This is a genomic window from Streptomyces sp. V3I8 (genome assembly GCF_030817535.1).
Lineage (GTDB): Bacteria > Actinomycetota > Actinomycetes > Streptomycetales > Streptomycetaceae > Streptomyces.
In genome coordinates, this window is record NZ_JAUSZL010000002.1 from 5,703,103 (window position 1) to 5,720,277 (window position 17,175).

At 72.1% G+C, this 17,175-nt stretch carries 13 protein-coding genes and 1 pseudogene; 4 read left to right on the forward strand and 10 right to left on the reverse strand.

Annotated features, from left to right (window positions below):
* Nucleotides 1-60: 60 nt before the first annotated feature.
* Together QFZ75_RS25340 and pepN are read right to left on the reverse strand one after the other, a co-directional pair.
* The gene (locus QFZ75_RS25340) at nucleotides 61-1,104 is read right to left on the reverse strand and encodes a hypothetical protein (RefSeq protein ID WP_307540412.1); all 1,044 of its coding nucleotides are present in this window, start codon (nucleotides 1,102-1,104) and stop codon (nucleotides 61-63) included.
* Nucleotides 1,105-1,397: 293 nt separating this feature from the next.
* Nucleotides 1,398-3,983 carry an aminopeptidase N gene (gene pepN, locus QFZ75_RS25345; RefSeq protein ID WP_307540414.1) on the reverse strand — a complete coding sequence of 862 codons (2,586 nt, stop codon included), beginning with the start codon at nucleotides 3,981-3,983 and terminating at the stop codon, nucleotides 1,398-1,400.
* Nucleotides 3,984-4,170: 187 nt separating this feature from the next.
* Here pepN and QFZ75_RS25350 point away from each other — a divergent pair, with 187 nt between their 5' ends.
* On the forward strand, nucleotides 4,171-4,827 hold the full coding sequence (locus tag QFZ75_RS25350) for a DsbA family protein (RefSeq protein WP_307540416.1): 657 nt from the start codon (nucleotides 4,171-4,173) through the stop codon (nucleotides 4,825-4,827).
* 154 nt (nucleotides 4,828-4,981) lie between these two features.
* Here the strand turns inward: QFZ75_RS25350 and QFZ75_RS25355 are convergent, their stop codons facing one another.
* The 6 genes from QFZ75_RS25355 to QFZ75_RS25380 form a co-directional block, all read right to left on the reverse strand.
* Nucleotides 4,982-5,875 carry a TauD/TfdA family dioxygenase gene (locus tag QFZ75_RS25355; RefSeq protein ID WP_307540417.1) on the reverse strand — a complete coding sequence of 298 codons (894 nt, stop codon included), beginning with the start codon at nucleotides 5,873-5,875 and terminating at the stop codon, nucleotides 4,982-4,984.
* A gap of 11 nt (nucleotides 5,876-5,886) precedes the next feature.
* On the reverse strand, nucleotides 5,887-7,194 hold the full coding sequence (locus tag QFZ75_RS25360) for an LLM class flavin-dependent oxidoreductase (protein WP_373466061.1): 1,308 nt from the start codon (nucleotides 7,192-7,194) through the stop codon (nucleotides 5,887-5,889).
* A 35-nt stretch (nucleotides 7,195-7,229) separates the two neighbouring features.
* On the reverse strand, nucleotides 7,230-8,057 hold the full coding sequence (locus QFZ75_RS25365; protein ID WP_307540421.1) for an ABC transporter ATP-binding protein: 828 nt from the start codon (nucleotides 8,055-8,057) through the stop codon (nucleotides 7,230-7,232).
* A complete protein-coding gene (locus QFZ75_RS25370) occupies nucleotides 8,033-8,920 on the reverse strand; it encodes an ABC transporter permease (protein ID WP_307540423.1) in 888 nt (295 codons plus the stop codon). The genes QFZ75_RS25365 and QFZ75_RS25370 overlap by 25 nt, the downstream gene beginning before the upstream one ends.
* A complete protein-coding gene (locus QFZ75_RS25375; protein WP_307540424.1) occupies nucleotides 8,917-9,984 on the reverse strand; it encodes an ABC transporter substrate-binding protein in 1,068 nt (355 codons plus the stop codon). The genes QFZ75_RS25370 and QFZ75_RS25375 overlap by 4 nt, the downstream gene beginning before the upstream one ends.
* A gap of 313 nt (nucleotides 9,985-10,297) precedes the next feature.
* Nucleotides 10,298-11,548, reverse strand: coding sequence for an ROK family transcriptional regulator (locus QFZ75_RS25380; protein WP_307540425.1), 1,251 nt, complete (start codon nucleotides 11,546-11,548; stop codon nucleotides 10,298-10,300).
* A gap of 426 nt (nucleotides 11,549-11,974) precedes the next feature.
* Between QFZ75_RS25380 and QFZ75_RS25385 the strand changes: the two genes are divergently transcribed.
* Nucleotides 11,975-12,556: a biotin transporter BioY gene (locus QFZ75_RS25385; protein WP_307540427.1), complete on the forward strand. Its 582-nt coding sequence runs from the start codon at nucleotides 11,975-11,977 to the stop codon at nucleotides 12,554-12,556.
* 114 nt (nucleotides 12,557-12,670) lie between these two features.
* Here QFZ75_RS25385 and QFZ75_RS25390 read toward each other — a convergent pair whose 3' ends face one another.
* Complete coding sequence (locus tag QFZ75_RS25390; RefSeq protein WP_373465941.1) at nucleotides 12,671-13,222, reverse strand: hypothetical protein; 552 nt, start codon at nucleotides 13,220-13,222, stop codon at nucleotides 12,671-12,673.
* A gap of 7 nt (nucleotides 13,223-13,229) precedes the next feature.
* Here QFZ75_RS25390 and QFZ75_RS41195 point away from each other — a divergent pair, with 7 nt between their 5' ends.
* Nucleotides 13,230-13,436, forward strand: coding sequence for a hypothetical protein (locus tag QFZ75_RS41195; RefSeq protein ID WP_373465942.1), 207 nt, complete (start codon nucleotides 13,230-13,232; stop codon nucleotides 13,434-13,436).
* 215 nt (nucleotides 13,437-13,651) lie between these two features.
* A complete protein-coding gene (locus QFZ75_RS25395) occupies nucleotides 13,652-15,580 on the forward strand; it encodes a serine/threonine-protein kinase (protein ID WP_307540431.1) in 1,929 nt (642 codons plus the stop codon).
* On the opposite strand, the pseudogene QFZ75_RS25400 reads toward QFZ75_RS25395, so the two are convergent.
* Nucleotides 15,567-17,019 (reverse strand): annotated as a pseudogene (locus QFZ75_RS25400) (amino acid permease). The gene QFZ75_RS25395 and the pseudogene QFZ75_RS25400 sit on opposite strands and share 14 nt — an antisense overlap.
* Nucleotides 17,020-17,175 lie beyond the last annotated feature (156 nt).

Here is a 17,175-nt window from a genome sequence, read left to right on the forward strand (position 1 = left end):
AACTGCGCGCCCAGCCACGACGCACCCGCGCCCGCCGCACGACCACGCGGCCCCGTTCCCTCAGCGCGGCAGCACCACGACGTACGCGGCGGGTTCACGGTCCCCGGCCGCCATCAGAGCCGTACGCACCACCGTCGCCTGCTGCTCGGCCGAGTCCCGCAGCTTCTTCGGCGTGACGTGCACGACGGTGATCCCGAGCCGCTCCAGCTGCTCACGCTTGCGGGCGTACTCGGACCAGATGTCGTCGTCGTGGCGCGGCGCCCGCGTGTCCAGTTCGAGGGCGACGGCGTGGTCGGGCCAGTACGCGTCGAGCCCGCCGAGCGACGGCCCGCCGGGCAGCCGCAGGTCCACGTTCCAGACCGGGTCGGGCAGACCGTGCTCCGCGACCATCCGGTAGAGCCGGTCCTCGGCGATGGCCCGGCCCTCGGCGAGCAGCGAGTCGACCGCGTCCACCACGTGGGGCCGGCTCAGCAGCCGGGCCTGCGTCAGCTCCCGTACGACGGCGGCCGGCTCGCAGTGGCCGCCGCGTACCGCCTCGGTGAGCAGCCGGCGCACCACCCCCGCGTCCGTGAGGTCGGCGACCGCGTCGGCCAGCGCGCGCGGGACGGGCGCCACCGGGACACCGGCGAGCTCCACGGGCTGCGGCATGGCGGGCGTACGGACGATGCGGACGCAGCCCGTCGAGCGCAGCCGGCGCAGCCGCGGGACGAGGACGTCGACGCGGTCCAGGGACCCCGGCGGGGGAGCCGACGGGAAGCCGTACAGGGCGAGCGCCGCGAGACCGGTGACCATCGCGTCGGCGTACCGCTGCGGGGCGTGCGGTCCGTCACCGCCGGGCTGGAGGGGGACGCCCGGCTCGGTGACGGGGGAGCGGGCCGCGTACAGCAGGACGGCGTGCAGCCGCTCCTCCGTGGTGGCGGGGCCCGGCCGGAGCAGGAAGACGCCCGGCAGCAGCTGCTGCCAGGAGCCGCCGGGCCGGCACCGGGTGGTGACGTCGGCGCCGCTCACGCCCCGCGCCCGCAGCTGGGCGGTGGTCAGGACACGCTGCTGTACGTCGGCGAGGTGGCGCAGGGGGCGGGGGGAGAGCGGGGTGTTGTGGTTCATGACCTCGAATCTGCCGCGCCCGGCCGCCCCGCTAACCGCTGTTACAAGCCCGTCGTCAAAACCGGACAACCCTGCCCTAAAGTCCGGCCGCCCGACTGCCGAAACCCCCTGGTCCACCGGGGGTCACGGCATGGACCACCCGAATTCCGTAACCGTTGCGAACGGTCCCGACGTCAACCTCCAAGCGCACGCCCCCCATTAGGGGCGCGGGGAACGGCGCAATCCTTCAGGGGCGCGGGGAACTGCGCGACAAGCCACGACGCACCCGCACCCGCGCCCGCATCCGACAACGGTCACCCGGCGGAGCCCCCGTCGCACACCTGCCCCCGCAGCGCCCGCGCGAGGTCGTCCCGGGCCTCCAGCACCAACCTCCGGAGCGCGGGCGCGGCCTCCCCGTGGGAGGCGAGCCACGCGTCGGCCGCGTCCAGCGTCTCCCGGGAGTCCTGCAGCGAGGGGAACAGCCCGCGCACCACGTCCATCCCGATCTGGATCGACCGCTCCTCCCACACCCGCTCGATCACCTCGAAGTACTTCGACGCGTACGGCGCGCAGAGCTCCCGGTGCGACGCCTGCGCGAACCCGGAGATCGTCGCCTCCACCAGCGCGTTGGACAGCGCGTCCGACTCCACCACGGCGGCCCACGCCTGCGCCTTGACCGCCGCGGACGGCCGGGCCGCCAGGCACCGCACCTGGTGCCGCTTGCCGGAGGCGGTGTCGTCGCGGGCGAGCTCCGCGGCGAGCACGCCCTCGTCCGCCGCCCCGTGCGCGGCGAGCGGCTCCAGGAACGCCCACCGCAGCTCCTGGTCCACCTCGAGCCCGTCGATCTTCTCCGTGCCCTCCAGCAGACCCGAGAGCATCTGCAGGTCGGCCCCGCCGGTGGCGACGGCCGCGAAGAACCGCGCCCACGTCAGCTGGTGCTGGCCGCCCGGCTCGGCGGACCGCAGTTCCCGCAGCGCGCCCTCGGCGAGCAGCCGCCCGCCGGTCTCCCGCCACCCGGGCGCCGCGTAGAAGGTGAGCGCGGAGTCCGCCCAGGCGTGCAGCGTCTGCAGCACGCCGATGTCCGACTCGCGGCCCGCGAAGCGCAGCACCAGGCCGACGAAGTCCCGCGCGGGCATGAGCGCGTCCCGGGTCAGGTTCCACAGCGCCGACCAGCACAGGGCGCGGGCCAGCGGGTCGGTGATGTCGCCGAGGTGGGCGCGCAGCGTGTCCAGCGACCCCTCGTCGAAGCGGATCTTGCAGTACGTGAGGTCGTCGTCGTTGACGAGGACCAGCTCGGGGGCGTCCGCGCCGGCCAGCTCGCCGACGACCGTGCGCGGACCGTCGACGTCCACCTCGGCGCGCGCGTACCGCACGAGCGGGCCGTCCGCGTCCTCCTTGCGGTAGAGGCCCACCGCGACCCGGTGCGGACGCAGTTCGGGGTGCGACTCGGCGGCGTCCTGCAGGACCGTCAGCTCGGCGACGCGGCCCTCCGCGTCGAGGATCACCTGCGGGGTGAGGGAGTTGACCCCGGCCGTCTGCAGCCAGGACCGCGACCAGGCCGTCATGTCGCGCCCGCTCGTCTCCTCCAGCGCCGCCAGCAGGTCACCGAGACGGGTGTTCCCGTACGCGTGCCGCTTGAAGTAGCGGCGGGAGCCCTCCAGGAAGGCGTCCCGGCCCGCGTACGCCACCAGCTGCTTGAGGACCGAGGCCCCCTTGGCGTACGTGATCCCGTCGAAGTTGAGCTTGGCGTCCTCCAGGTCGCGGATGTCGGCCGTGACCGGGTGCGTGGAGGGCAGCTGGTCGGCGCGGTACGCCCACGCCTTGCGGTTGTTGGCGAAGGTGGTCCAGCCGTTGGTGAAGCGGGTCGCCTCGACCATCGAGAACGTGCCCATGAAGTCCGCGAAGGACTCCTTGAGCCACAGGTCGTCCCACCACACCATGGTCACCAGGTCGCCGAACCACATGTGGGCCATCTCGTGCAGGATGACGTTCGCCCGGCGCTCGTACGACGCCTGGGTCACGTTGCCGCGGAAGATGAACTCCTCGCGGAAGGTCACGAGGCCCGGGTTCTCCATCGCGCCGAGGTTGTACTCGGGCACGAACGCCTGGTCGTACTTCCCGAACGGGTACGGGTAGTCGAAGTGGTCGTGGAAGAAGTCCAGGCCCTGCTTCGTGACCAGGAAGACGTCGTCGGCGTCGAAGTGCCTGGCGAGGCCCTTGCGGCAGAGCGCGCCGAGTGGGATCTCCAGCCGGCTGCCGTCGTCCAGGACACGCTCGTACAGGTCGGTCACGTAGTGGTAGGGGCCCGCGACGACCGCCGTGATGTACGTCGAGATCGGCTTGGTCCCGGCGAACCGCCAGACCCCGTCGACCAGTTCACCCACGCCGTTGCTCCACACGACCCAGCCCTCGGGGGCCCGCACCTCGAAGCGGAAGGGCGCCTTGAGGTCGGGCTGCTCGAAGCCCGCGAAGACCCGGCGGGCGTCGGCCGGCTCGTACTGCGTGTAGAGGTAGACCTCGCCGTCCTCCGGGTCGACGAAGCGGTGCATGCCCTCACCGGTGCGGCTGTACGCGCACTGGGCGTCGACCACCAGCTCGTTGTCCTCGGCCAGGTCCTCCAAGAGGATGCGCGAGCCGTCGAAGACCGCGCCCGGGTCGAGGTCCCTGCCGTTCAGCGAGACGGCCGTGACGGCCGGCGCGACCAGGTCCGCGAAGCTCGTGGCGCCCGGCTCGGCGCTGCGGAACCGGACGGTCGTCACCGACCGGAAGGTACGCGGCCCGGTCCCGGTGTCCGTACCGCCCACCGCGGAGCGCAGGTCCAGGGACACCTCGTACTCCTCGACGGACAGCAGTGCCGCCCGCTCGCGGGCCTCGTCGCGGGACAGATTCTCACCGGGCACGGGCGGCACTCCCTCGTGGCGTCATGGATACGGGTCGCATACGTGTGAACAGGACCGATCCTGCCATGCGCCCCTGACGCGGGGTACCCGGGAATGGCGCGGGCGGCCGATCGCGTTGACCCTTGAAGCAGCATCCAGGACCCCTCTACACCCGACGGACCCCGACCGACCCCGACCGAGGAGAAGCATGTCCGAGCAGACGTCCGCCAAGACTCCTGTCGACTTCTGGTTCGACCCGCTGTGCCCCTGGGCATGGATGACCTCGCGATGGGTCCTGGAGGTGGAGAAGGTCCGGGACATCGAGGTCCACTGGCACATCATGAGCCTTGCGGTGCTGAACGAGCCGAAGCTGGACGAGCTGCCCGACGAGTACCGCGAGATGCTGTCCACCACGGCCTGGCAGCCGGTCCGCGTGGTGACCGCGGCCGCGCAGAAGCACGGCGCCGACATCCTCGGCCCGCTCTACACCGCGCTCGGCAACCGCATCCACAACGACGGTCTCGGCCCGACGAAGGAGGCGATCGCCGGCGCGCTCGACGAGGTCGGCCTGCCCGCCGACCTGATCGACTACGCCGACCAGGCGGACTTCGAGTTCGACGCCGAGCTGCGCGCCTCCCACAAGGAGGGCATCGACAAGGTCGGCCAGGACGTCGGCACGCCCGTCATCGCGGTGCCCGGCGCCGACGGCGAGCAGATCGCCTTCTTCGGCCCGGTCGTCACCCCGGCACCCAAGGGCGAGGAGGCCGCCAGGCTCTGGGACGGCACGCTGCTCGTGGCCTCGGTCCCGGGCTTCTACGAACTGAAGCGCACCCGCACGAAGGGCCCGGACTTCAGCAACCTGTAGGAGTGCGGCGGTCCGTCCCGTTTGCAGGTGATGCACCGCATGTTCCTCGGATGGGGCATTCCGGCGCCGTGCACCGGAGGCCTCCGTACCGACAGGCCCCCGCAAGCCAGTGCTTGCGGGGGCCGTGGGTCGTGTGTGCCGCAGGAGGCGCAGGTCAGGCCACCGGTGTGTAGTGCGACGCGTCGCCCGTGATCGAGTGGCTCTCCTTGCCCTCGATGCCGACCGGGACGTCCCCGGCCACCGTCACGCGGTTCAGGCGGCGCGGCAGGCCGTCGTAGTTGTCGACGGCGTAGTGCTGGGTGATGCGGTTGTCGAACAGCACCAGCTGGTTCGGCGACCACCGGTGCCGCAGGACGTTCTCGGGCCGTACGACGTACGCCTGGAGCAGGTCGAGGACCTTGCGGGACTCGGTCACCGACAGGCCGGTGACCCGCTGGGCGAAGCCGCCGATGAACAGCCCGCGCTCGCCGGTCAGCGGGTGCACCCGGACCACGGGGTGGACGGTGCGGTACGTGACGGACGTGAACTGGGCGCGCTGCGCGGCCTGCGCCTCGTCGACCTCCTCCTCGGGCACCGCGTAGTCGTAGTCGTTGGTGTGCTCGGCCCACAGCGTGTCCGCGAACCGCCGCAGGGGCTCGGGCAGGTTCCGGTAGGCGGCGGCCGAGTTGGCGATCAGCGTCTCGCCCCCGTACGGCGGGACCGTGATGCTGCGCAGGGTGCTGGCCTGCGGCGGGTTGAGGACGAACGTGACGTCGGTGTGCCAGTGGTTGGCGGCCCGCCCGCGCTCGCTGTCGACGGGCAGCACGTTCGGGGCGTCCGCCACGGCGGGCACGGTCGGATGGGCGGTCGTCAGGTCGCCGAAGTGGCGGGCGAACGCCTGCTGGCCCTCGTCGTCCAGGCCGACGTCGTCGAAGACCAGCGCCTTGTGCTCGTCGAGGGCGGCCCGCAGGACGGTGACGGTCTCCTCGTCGAGCGGTTTGCCGATGTCGACGCCGGAAACCTGCGCGCCGATCCTCGCGGTGACCTTGCGGATCTCGATGCCGGGCATGGTGATTCCTCTCAGATGCGGGCGAGTGCCGGGGCGACGTGCTGGTTGGCGGGGCGCGGGAGGCCGTACCTCTCGCGCAGGGTCCGGCGCGGGCCGTACTCCTCGCGCAGCAGGCCGCGGGCGCGCAGGATCGGGACGACGTGGTCCACGAAGGCGTCCAGGCCGGACGGCAGGACCGCGGGCATGATGTTGAAGCCGTCGGCGGCGCCGAGCGTGAACCACTCCCCGACGGCGTCGGCGACCTGCTCGGGCGTCCCGGTGAAGGTCAGGTGCCCGCGCCCGCCGCCGAGCCGGCCGATCAGCTGCCGCACGGTGAGCCGTTCGCGCCGGGCGAGCTCCACCACGAGCGTGTAGCGGCTCTTGGCGCCCTCGACGGAGCTCTCCGGCGGCAGGTCGGCGGGCAGCGGTCCGTCCAGCTCCAGCGTGCCCGGCGGCAACTGCAGCAGCCCCTCCAGCCGGTCCACGCCGTGCGCGTACACGAGGTGGTCCTCCAGCGCCTGCTCGTTCGCCCGCGCCTCCGCCTCCGTCGAACCGATCACCGGGACGATGCCGGGCAGCACCTTGACGTGGTCCGGGTCGCGGCCGGCCGCCGCCGTCAGGGACTTGAGGTCGGCGTAGAAGTCCTGGGCGTCCCGCAAGGTCTGCTGGGCGGTGAACACCGCCTCCGCGTAGCGGGCCGCGAACGCCTTGCCGTCCTTCGACGAGCCCGCCTGGACCAGCAGCGGATAGCCCTGCGGCGAGCGCGGCACGTTCAGGGCGCCCTCGACGTTGAAGTACTTCCCCCGGTGGCGGGGCGGATGGATCTTCGTGTCGTCGCCCCAGACGCCGGCCGCCTTGTCGGCGACGATCGCGTCGTCCTCCCAGCTGTCCCAGAGCTTGAGCGCCACGTCGAGGAACTCGGCGGCCCGGGCGTACCGCTCCGCGTGCGCGGGCTCCGCGTCGAGCCCGAAGTTGCGGGCCGCCTCCGCACCGGCCGTGGTGACGATGTTCCAGCCCGCCCGGCCGCCGCTGATGATGTCCAGCGAGGCGAACCTGCGCGCCAGGTTGTAGGGAGAGTTGTACGAGGTGGAGGCGGTGGCGATCAGCCCGATGTGCTCGGTGGCCGTCGCCAGCGCGGTGAGCAGGGTGAGCGGCTCCAGGGCGCCGGCCGGCCGCTGCGCGAGGTTGCTCCACAGCTGCGGTCCGTCGGCGAGGAAGAGCGAGTCGAAGGTGCCGCGCTCGGCGATCCGGGCCAGGTGGATGTAGTGGTCCAGTGCCACGTGGGCGTACGGGTCGCTCTCCGGGAGCCGCCAGGACGCCTCGTGGTGGCCGGTGTTCATGAGGAAGGCGTTGAGGTGCAGCCGGCGCCGGGTCGTCACTGGTGGTCCTCCTGGTCCGTGGGGGTTTCCTGGTGCGCGGGGGTGCCGGCCGCCGGGCCGTGGCCCCCGTGGTCCTCCGTCACACCGAGCGCGGCCAGCAGCCGCTCGCGGTACTCGCCCAGCAGCGGATCGCGGTACGAGCGCGGGTGCGGGCGGTCGATGGCCAGGTCGAGGCCGATCCGGCCCTCGTCGAGCACGAGCACCCGGTCGGCCAGCACGATCGCCTCGTCCACGTCGTGCGTGACCAGCAGCACCGAGGGCCGGTGGCGCTCCCACAGCTCGCGCAGCAGGCCGTGCATCCGGATCCGGGTGAGCGCGTCCAGGGCGCCGAACGGCTCGTCGGCCAGCAGGAGTTCGGGTTCCCGCACCAGGGACCTGGCCAGCGCGGCACGCTGGGCCTCGCCGCCGGACAGCTCGTTGGGCCAGGCCCGTTCGCGCCCGGCGAGACCCACCTCGGCGAGGGCGGCGCGGCCCCGCCGCGCCGCGTCCTTGCCCTCGGTGCCGAGCAGGACGTTGTCGAGGACGCGCCGCCAGGGCAGCAGCCGGGAGTCCTGGAAGACGACCGACACCCGGTCCGGGGCGCTCAGCGTGCCGCTGCCGGCGACCTCGTGGTCGAGGCCCGCGACGGCGCGCAGCAGGGTGCTCTTGCCGGAGCCGCTGTGCCCGAGCAGGGCCGTGAGCTGCCCGGCCGGCAGGTCCAGGTCGACGTCGTCGAGGACGGTCCGCCCGTCGAAGGAGCGGGTCAGGCCCCGGATCCGGACGGCCGGCGCCGCCTGGGACGAGGGCTGTCCGGTGTGCGTCAGCCGTTCAGTGTGCGTCGCCACGACAGCACCCTCCGTTCGATGATGCGGACCGCGCTGTCGGAGACCAGGCCGAAGATTCCGTAGATCAGCAGACCGACGAGGATGACGTCCGTCTGGCCGTAGTTCTGGGCCTGGAACATCAGGTAGCCGAGCCCGCTGGTGGCGTTGATCTGCTCCAGCACCACCAGGCCGAGCCAGGAACCGGTCACACCGAGCCGCAGTCCCACGAAGAACCCGGGCAGCGCTCCGGGGATGACGATCTCCCGGATGAACCGGAACTTCGACAGCCCCTGCACCTCGGCGAGTTCGACGAACCGGTGGTCGATGCCGGACAGCGCGGAGTACAGGTTCAGGTAGATCGGGATGTAGACGACGATGGCGATGATCGCGATCTTGAAGGTCTCGCCGATGCCCAGCCAGAGGATGAACAGCGGGATCAGACCGAGGGTCGGGATCGCCCGGTTGAGCTGGACCGTCCCGTCGACCAGCGCCTCGCCGATCCGGCTGAGCCCGGCCAGCAATGCCAGGGCCACCCCGGCGGTCAGCCCGAGGGCGAAGCCGGATCCGGCGCGCCGCAGCGAGGTGAGGACGTCCGTGGACAGTGTGCCGTCGCTCCACAACCGCCCGGTGGTGCGCAGGACCGTCCAGGGCGCGGGGATCGCGTTCGGGTCCAGCTGCCCGGCGGCTGAGGCGGCCGCCCAGAGCACGAAGAACAGGGCGGGACCGATCAGCCGGGACGCGGGCAGCCGCTTGCCGGGGGCGAGCCCGCGGCGCCGCCTGCCGCGCCGGGCCGGCCGGGTGGCGGAGCCGGCCGCGGTGTCCTCGGCGGCCGCGGTGTCCTCGGTGACGACGGGGGTGGTCGCGGTGGTGGTCACGGCGCTCACCTCCGGTACCCGGCGGGGACGGCTTGCGCCGCGATGCCCTCGAAGCGACGGTCGAAGAGCTGGCCGACCTCGAACTCCTTCACGAAGCCGCCCTCGGCCAGCAGGTCGGCGGTCTCCTGCTCCCACTTCACGGCCTCGTCCCAGCTCGGCGGGAACAGCGGCTTGTTGGCGAGCTCGGTGATCGCCTCCGCCTGGGCGAGGCTCAGGTTCTGCGTCCCGACGTAGAACTCCCTGTTCCACTCGTCGGGGTGCTCGTACGCCCACACCTGGCCCTTGGCCCAGCGCGGGATGTACGCGGCGACGGCGGCGGCCTTCGCCTTGTCGGCCAGCACGGTGGTGGGCGCCCACAGCAGGCTCAGGAGGTCCACGACGTCGGTGGGGATAGTGCGGGCGCCCTTGGGCCCGTACTGCTTGAGGTAGGCCGGGGACTGCTGGTTGGCGAGCGGGGCGATGTCCACCTGGCCCGCCTGCAGCGCGGTGAGGAACTGGTTGCTGGTCAGCGGCACCAGTTTCACGTCGTCGTACGCCAGCCCGGCCTGCTTGAGCGCCCGCAGCAGGACGACCCCCTGGGCCTGCCCCTGGGAGAAGGCCAGCTTCTTCCCCTCGAAGTCCTTCACCGACCGGATGTCGCTGCCCGGCTTGGTGGCGAAGAGGTAGTTGGGCCTGCGGGTGAGGTTGACGGCGACGATCTTCGCGTCGAAGCCCTGGTAGTGCGCCTGGATGGGCGGGATGCCCGCGTTGTTGGCGACGTCCAGAGACTTGGAGCGGAAGGCGTTGATGACATCGGGACCGGCGCCGATGTTCGCCCAGGAGGAGACCTCGAACGGCAGGTCGGTCAGCCCCGCGAGCTTGAACTGCAACTGCTGGACGCCCTGGTACGAGGAGATCTTCAGGCTGGTGCCCGACGGGACCTCGTCGGACAGCGGGGCGGTCGCCGCCTTCCTGCTCCCGGTGTCGGCGGCGCTGCTGCCCGCGCAACCGCTGAGCCCGGCAGCGGCGGCGGCGCCGAGCAGGGAGGAGAGGAAGAGCCGCCGGTCGGCTCCGGACGGGGACAGAGGTGGCATGGGAGGACTCCCTGATGTCATGGCTGAGTCATGGGGCGGGGCACGGGGAAGTACCGCGGGCGGAGCCGGGGAGAGGACGCGCCGAAGAGGAAAGCGAGGAAAAGGGGAGAACGCGGAGAAGACGGAGAAAGGGGAGGAAGAAGCCGGACACACGCGCGGAGCGCGGCGGGAGGTGACCGACGGACGCGGACGGATCGTCAGCGCGTCAACGTCGTGTCAACGCTTCGATGTGTCAACAACAGAAGGTGCGGCAGCTCATGGGCACGATGCTCCTGGCCTGGTGGAGGGCCTGTCAACATTCGGATCTTCTGAATTAAATCGGTCCCGGTGACAGGGCCGGGAACCCTTCCGGAGACATGCCGAGCGGATCCCGGTAGAGCACGTCCAGGGCCACCGAACCGCCCGCGACGGCCAGGACCGAGTCCGGGAAACTGGTCGGCACGACGGCCGCCGCCCGGTCGGGCCCGACCTCCTCGCGCAGCGCGGCGAGGCAGTCCTCGCGGTGGATCGCGCCCGCCTCGGTGACGACGACCGTGTCCGGGTTGAGCACGTCGAGCAGCAGCCCCACCGCGCGGCCGGTCATCCGGGAGCGGTGCAGCAGCAGGCGTACGGCGGTTGCGTCACCGCCGGCCGCGGCGGCCAGCACGCGCAGGGGGTTCGAGGTGTGGACGACCCCCGCCTCCCGCGCCCGCCGGCACAGCGTCCGCTCGCTGAGCTCCACCTGCAGGCACCCGGTCCGGCCGCAGTCGCAGCGCTCGGTGCCGCCCGCGACGGGCAGGTGGGCGATCGACCCGGCCTGCGAACGGGGACCGTGGTGGACCTCGTCGTGGGTGGCGAAGGCAGCGTCGACGACGTTGCCGGCGAAGAGGTGCAGCACGCTCGGGCTGCCGCGTGCCGCCCCGCCGAAGAGCCGCTCCCCGTTGACCAGCGCCCGTGCGTGACCGTCCACATGGACCGGCAGACCGGTGTGCGCGTGCAGCAGTTCCCGTACGGGCACGTCGCGCCAGCCGAGGAGGGGATGCTCCACGACGCTCCCGGAGTCCCGGTCGACCCAGCCGCCGGCCGCGATGCCCACGGCGAGCGGGGTACGGGTCCGGTGGTGGGCCAGGAGCGCGCGCAGACCGGCCGCGGCGTCGGCCAGGACCCGGGCGGGCTCGACGACGGCACCGTCGTGGTCCAGCCGGCGCTCGGCGACGACCCGGCCGCGCAGGTCCAGGAGGGCGACCGTGGTGTACGGCACCGCCACGTGGACGCCGCCGACCACGAAGCGGGAGCCGTCCAGGTCGACGGGGACGTGGGGGCGGCCGACGCGGCCGGTCCCGGCCGGCCGCCGGGGTTCGGGGGCCTCCCGGATCAGGCCGAGTCCGGTGAGCCGGGCGCAGTGGTCGGTGACCGACGCCGGGGAGAGGCCGGTCAGACGGGCGATGGTGCTGCGGGCGACCGGGCCGTGGTCCAGGACGGACCGGAGGATGACGCTGGCGCTGGTCCTGCGGCGGTCGCTGTCGACGGCACCGGGGCGGGGACGGGGGTGCGGGCGTACGGGGGCGAGGGAGGAGCTGGGCATGGGGAACTTCCTCGGAGGCTGGTCCGACACGGCGCCGGCGCCTGACGTCCGGCGCCGGCATCTGTCTCGTCTCGGCGAGCCGGAATACTCCGCCCGCCTCAGCGGTGGCGACAGGTGGCCGTGCCCTGGCGCCGCAGGTCGACGTAGCGACGCGACGCGAAGTTCCGGGCTTGGGGGACCATGGGTCGAGGGTAGGGGCTGCGGCCCCGTCCGGCCAGAGCGGTCCGCCTCCGGCCCGTCCGGGGGCGGGAACCGGTGCGCCGCCCCCCGTGACCAGCATCACGCCCCCACGGGTGTACGGCACACCCTTTGTCGGAGGTGGACCAACCCCCGGCGGCCCCCTTGTCGACCGCTGACGGTGATCGACCCGGCCCCGCTGGGATAGCGTCGACGGGTCCCGCCACCCACACCCCCGCCGGAGCCCCCATGACCACCGCCGTCGCGACCACCCGCCCGCGCCAGGTCCTCGCCGACCTCCTGCCCGCCTCCCGCGTCAGGGACATCGCACTCGTGGCGGGCGGCGCCGCGCTCACCGGCCTCGCCGCCCAGATCGCGGTACCGGTCCCCGGCTCCCCGGTGCCGGTGACGGGCCAGACCTTCGCGGCCCTCCTGGTCGGCACCGCACTCGGCGCCGGCCGCGGCCTCGCCTCCCTCGCCCTGTACGCCCTGCTGGGCCTGGCCGGTCTCCCGTGGTTCGCCGCGGGAAGCTCCGGCGCCACCGCCTCCTTCGGCTACATCCTCGGCATGCTGCTCGCGGCGACCGTGGTGGGCGCGCTCGCCCGCCGCGGCGCCGACCGCTCGATGCTCCGCATGGCGGGCGCGATGCTGCTGGGCGAGGCGATCATCTACGCGGTCGGCGTCCCGTACCTGGCCCTGGCCGCCGACCTGACGACGGCCCAGGCCGTGGCGGCGGGCCTCACCCCGTTCCTCATCGGCGACGCCGTGAAGGCCGCCCTGGCGATGGGCCTGCTCCCGGCCGCCTGGAAGTTCGTCCAGCACGAGAGCTGACGGCGGGGCCGTGGTTCCGCGGAAGAGGTTCGCCGGGTCGTCCACCGACTCCGCCCGGCGAGCCTCTTTCCGCGTCCAGGGACCGTGAAGGCCCTCCGTCGGACGGTCGAGCCGTCAGGATCCGCTCCGCCCCGGGCGTCGCTGAGTCCACCACAGACCCGCCGCTCCCGCGCAGATGAGCGCCGCGCCCACCGCGCCGAGCGGCAGGACCTGGTCGGTAGGACCGGTCCTGGGCAGCTCCTCGCCGCCGGACCTGTCGCCCGCGTCGCCGCCGGCCTTGTCCCCGCCGGCCTTGTCCCCGCCCGGTGTCACCGGGCTGTTGTCGGTGCCGAGCAGGAGGGGCGTCGCCGGGGCGTTCGGCGAGGGGTTGTTCGCACCGAACGGCACCGGGCCCTGCTGCCAGAACGTCTTCTTGCCGCCGGTGTCCTGGACGGGCAGACAGATCTTGCCCTCCTTCCCCAGGTCGAACGTCGCGTTCACGGCGTACGACGCCGACTTGCCGGCCGCCAGGTTGTCGATGGCGCAGGCGTAGCCGCTGTTCGAACCGTCGGGGAGATCCGACTCGGCGATTTTCGCGCATCCCTCGACACCCTTGACCGCGAGGCCGTCGAAACCGACCACGAGCAGTCGAATTGCGCCGCTGTCCTTCGTTCCTCCATTCTTCACGGTCGCAGTGATCGCCGTTTTCTCCGAACTGTTGTCGACGTTGATCTTCTCGGGCAGCGAGGTCGTCAGCTTTACGCCCGCGGGCGCTTCGTCGACGACTTTCCCCCCTTTGCCGCTCATCGGCCCCGGATCGTCCGCGACGGCGGAGAAGGAAAAGATCATCACCGCCGAGAAAGATGCCGTGAGCAGCGATCCCGTGGCGATCGTCATGTGACGTGAACTCATGTTCGTCCCCCTGGTAACCCCGTGACTGCGCCTGAATTCGCAGTACTTGAAGAGGTACCACAAGATTTCTCCGCACTATGCTGGTGCGGCACAAGATTGTGCACATCGTGCTTCTTTGCGTTTCTTGCGATTCATATGTGGCAGGTGTTGAAGGGGGGCATGGGGGTGCCGGGAATAACGAGGGGCGGTATTCCGGGATTGCTGGTGACGGGGCGGTACCGGCTGGCCGAGAGCATCGGCCAGGGAGGGATGGGACGGGTGTGGCGCGCCGCCGACGAGACGCTCGACCGGCCGGTCGCCGTCAAGGAGATGCGCATAGACGGCATGGACCAGGAGGACGCCAGGACCCGCCGTGAACGGACCCTGCGCGAGGCCAGGGCCACCGCCCGGATCGACCACCCCAACGTGGTGCGTGTGTACGACGTGGTGGACGAGGGCGAGCGCCTGTGGATCGTGATGGAGCTGGTCGACGGCCGCTCCCTCGAACGGGTCGTGGCGGAGGACGGACCGCTGAGCCCGCGCGACACGGCCAGGATCGGGCTCGAACTGGCGGCGGCGCTCGGCCAGGTGCACGCGGGGGGCGTTCTGCACCGGGACATCAAGCCGGGCAACGTCCTGGTCGAGCGGCGGGCCGGCCGCATCGTGCTCACCGACTTCGGCATCGCCGCCATCCAGGACACGGAGGCCCTGACGATGGCCGGCATGCTGGTCGGCTCCCCCGACTACATGGCGCCGGAGCGGGTCTCCGGCCGCCCCCAGGGCCCGCCGTCCGACCTCTGGTCTCTGGGCGCCACCCTCTGCGCGGCGCTGGGCGGACGCTCCCCGTTCTCGCGTGCGACGACCCTCGCGACCCTGCACGCCGTGCTGTACGAGGAGCCCGAGATCCCCGCCGCCGCGGGGGAACTGACGGACACGCTCACGGCCCTGCTCCGCAAGGAACCGGCGGAACGTCCCGCCTTGGGGGAACTGGTCACGCTCCTGGCCCCGGTGGCGGACGGCAGCACGGGGGCGACGGCGCCGAGGACGGTTCCGGTCACCGCGCCGGAGCCGCAGTCGCCACCGGCCGAACGCCCGACGCCCCTGCTCACCCGCATCCCGGCACCGGAGCCGACGGAGGACGCCGTACCGGCGGAGGCGGCAGCACCCGGAACCCCCCTGACCCCGGTGCCGGACCCCACCACCGAAGCCGAGGCCGAGGCCGCCCACCTCGACGGCGGCGTAGGCGTCGAGGGGGGCGTCGGCGTCGAGAACACGTCCTCCGAAGCCCCGCACGAGGGCACCCCCGAGCTCCCCTCCGAGGGCGCGACCCCGGGGCACGCCTTCCGCGCACCGGGCGTCCGGCCGGAGCGGCACCCGGCACCGGAGCTGTCGCAGACCCCCGTACCGGACCCCGCGGAACCACCGGAGGCACCCGGCCCGCGGCCCGGCGGCCCCGCCGGGCCGCCCACGAGCACCCGGGCCACCCCGGTGCCGCCGGGCGAACCGCTGGGCCCCGCCGTACCGTCCGCGCCGCCCCGCGCCGGGAACCGGACGCGCGGCCGCAAGAGCCTCGTGGCCGCCGTGGGCGTGGTCGTCGCCGGGGCGCTCGTCGGCCTGCTCGTCCCGCTGCTCGGCGGCTCGTCCGGCGACAAGGACGGGGCCTCCTCGTCCCCCTCCGCCGGCACGGGCTCCGCGTCCCCGACCGTCGCGGGCACCGCACGCCCGCCGAGCCTCCCGGCCGGTTCCCGTACGGAGGCCGGCATGTACGCCTGGGTGCCGCCCGACGGCTGGACCCGGGTGGTGCAGAGCGGCGCCGAGGTGCACTACACCTCGCCCGACCGCAGGCAGGAGGTCCTGGCCAACGCGTCCCCGGCCCGCGGCGACCTGACGGGGCAGTGGGAGAAGACGGAGAGGAGCACCCGGAAGGCCCTGGACTACCGGCTGATCAGGCTGGAGGAGACCACGTTCCGCAAGAGGCCCGCCGTCGTGTGGGAGTACACGGTCACGGTCAAGGGGCTGCCCTGGCACGCCCGTCTGCTCGGCTTCGACGAGGGCGGCACGTCCTACGAGATCACCACCTGGTACCGCCCGGAGGTCGAGGACCGGGCGGTCGGCGTCTACGAGAACATCCGGGACACCTTCACTCCGCTGTGACCGCGTCCCGTCCGCGACGGCCGCGGCGCACCTTCTCCAGCACCAGCGAGATGCCCACCACGACGGCGGCCACCAGCAGCGACAGCAGAACGGTCTGGCGGCCGTCGTGCTCGGTGTCGGTGAGCATGTAGCCGAGGACGAAGACGATCAGCGCGATCGTCGCGTACGTCAGGTACGGGTACAGCCACATCCGTACGACCAGCTTCTCCGGCGACTCGCGCTCGATGATCTTCCGCATCCGCAGCTGGGAGCAGCAGATGACGAGCCAGACGAACAGGGCGACGGCGCCGGAGGAGTTGACCAGGAAGAGGAAGACCGAGTCGGGGAACTCGTAGTTGAAGAACACCGCGACGAAGCCGAAGGCGACCGACGCGAGGATCGCGGCCATCGGGACACCACGGTTCGTGGTGCGGGCGAAGGCCCTGGGCGCGTCACCGCGGCGGCCGAGCGAGAAGGCCATGCGGGAGGCCGTGTAGAGGCCGGAGTTGAGACAGGACAGGACGGACGTCAGCACGATGAACTTCATGATCTCGCCGGCGTTCGGGATGCCGAGCGAGTCGAGGGCGGCGACGTACGAGCCGTCCTTCTGGATGGCCTTGGAGTCCCAGGGCAGCAGCGTGACGACGACGAGGATCGAGCCGAGGTAGAAGACGCCGATCCGCCAGATGATGCTGTTGGTGGACTTGGTCACGGCGCGCTGCGGGTTCTCGGACTCGCCCGCGGCGAGGGTGGCGATCTCGCTGCCCATGAAGGAGAAGACGACGAGCAGGATGCCGGTGAGGATCGCGCCCGGGCCCGTTCGGCAGGAAGCCGCCGTGGTCCGTGAGGTTGCCGAGGCCGGCGGTGTCGCTGTCGACACCCGGCAGTACGCCGAAGACCGCGAGCCCGCCGATGACGATGAAGGCGCCGATCGCGACGACCTTGATACCGGCGAACCAGAACTCGAACTCGCCGTACGAGCCCACGGAGACCAGGTTCGTCGCGGTCAGGACCAGCATCACGATGAGCGCCCAGCCCCACTGGGGCACGGCCGGGACCCAGCTCTCCAGGATCACCGCGCCGGCGGTGGCCTCGATCGCGAGCACGACGACCCAGAAGAACCAGTACAGCCAGCCGATCGAGAAGCCCGCCCAGCGGCCGAGCGCCCGGTCGGCGTGCGCGGAGAACGAGCCCGAGGTCGGATTGGCGGCGGACATCTCGCCGAGCATCCGCATCACGAGGACGACCATCGTCCCGACGAGGAAGTACGACAGCAGGATGCCGGGGCCCGCGGTGGCGATGCCGGAGCTGGAGCCGACGAAGAGGCCGGCGCCGATGACCCCGCCGATCGCGATCATCGACAGGTGACGGTTCTTGAGTCCGGCCTGGAGGCCGCCGTCGGGTTCTCGGGAGCCCTCGGGGCCGTTACCGGCCTCGGTGAGGGTCGGCTGCGAGGTCATGGGGGATTCCTTTGCGCCGGGAACTGTGGGGTGGGCTGCGGCGAGCCGGTCCAGTGAATCCCAGGTGAATGGATTCTTGAACCTTTGAATCCAGATCGTTACTTGAGGTTTCCTTGAGGTTCCATAGTTTTACTCAATCTTTTCCCGTGTTCACTT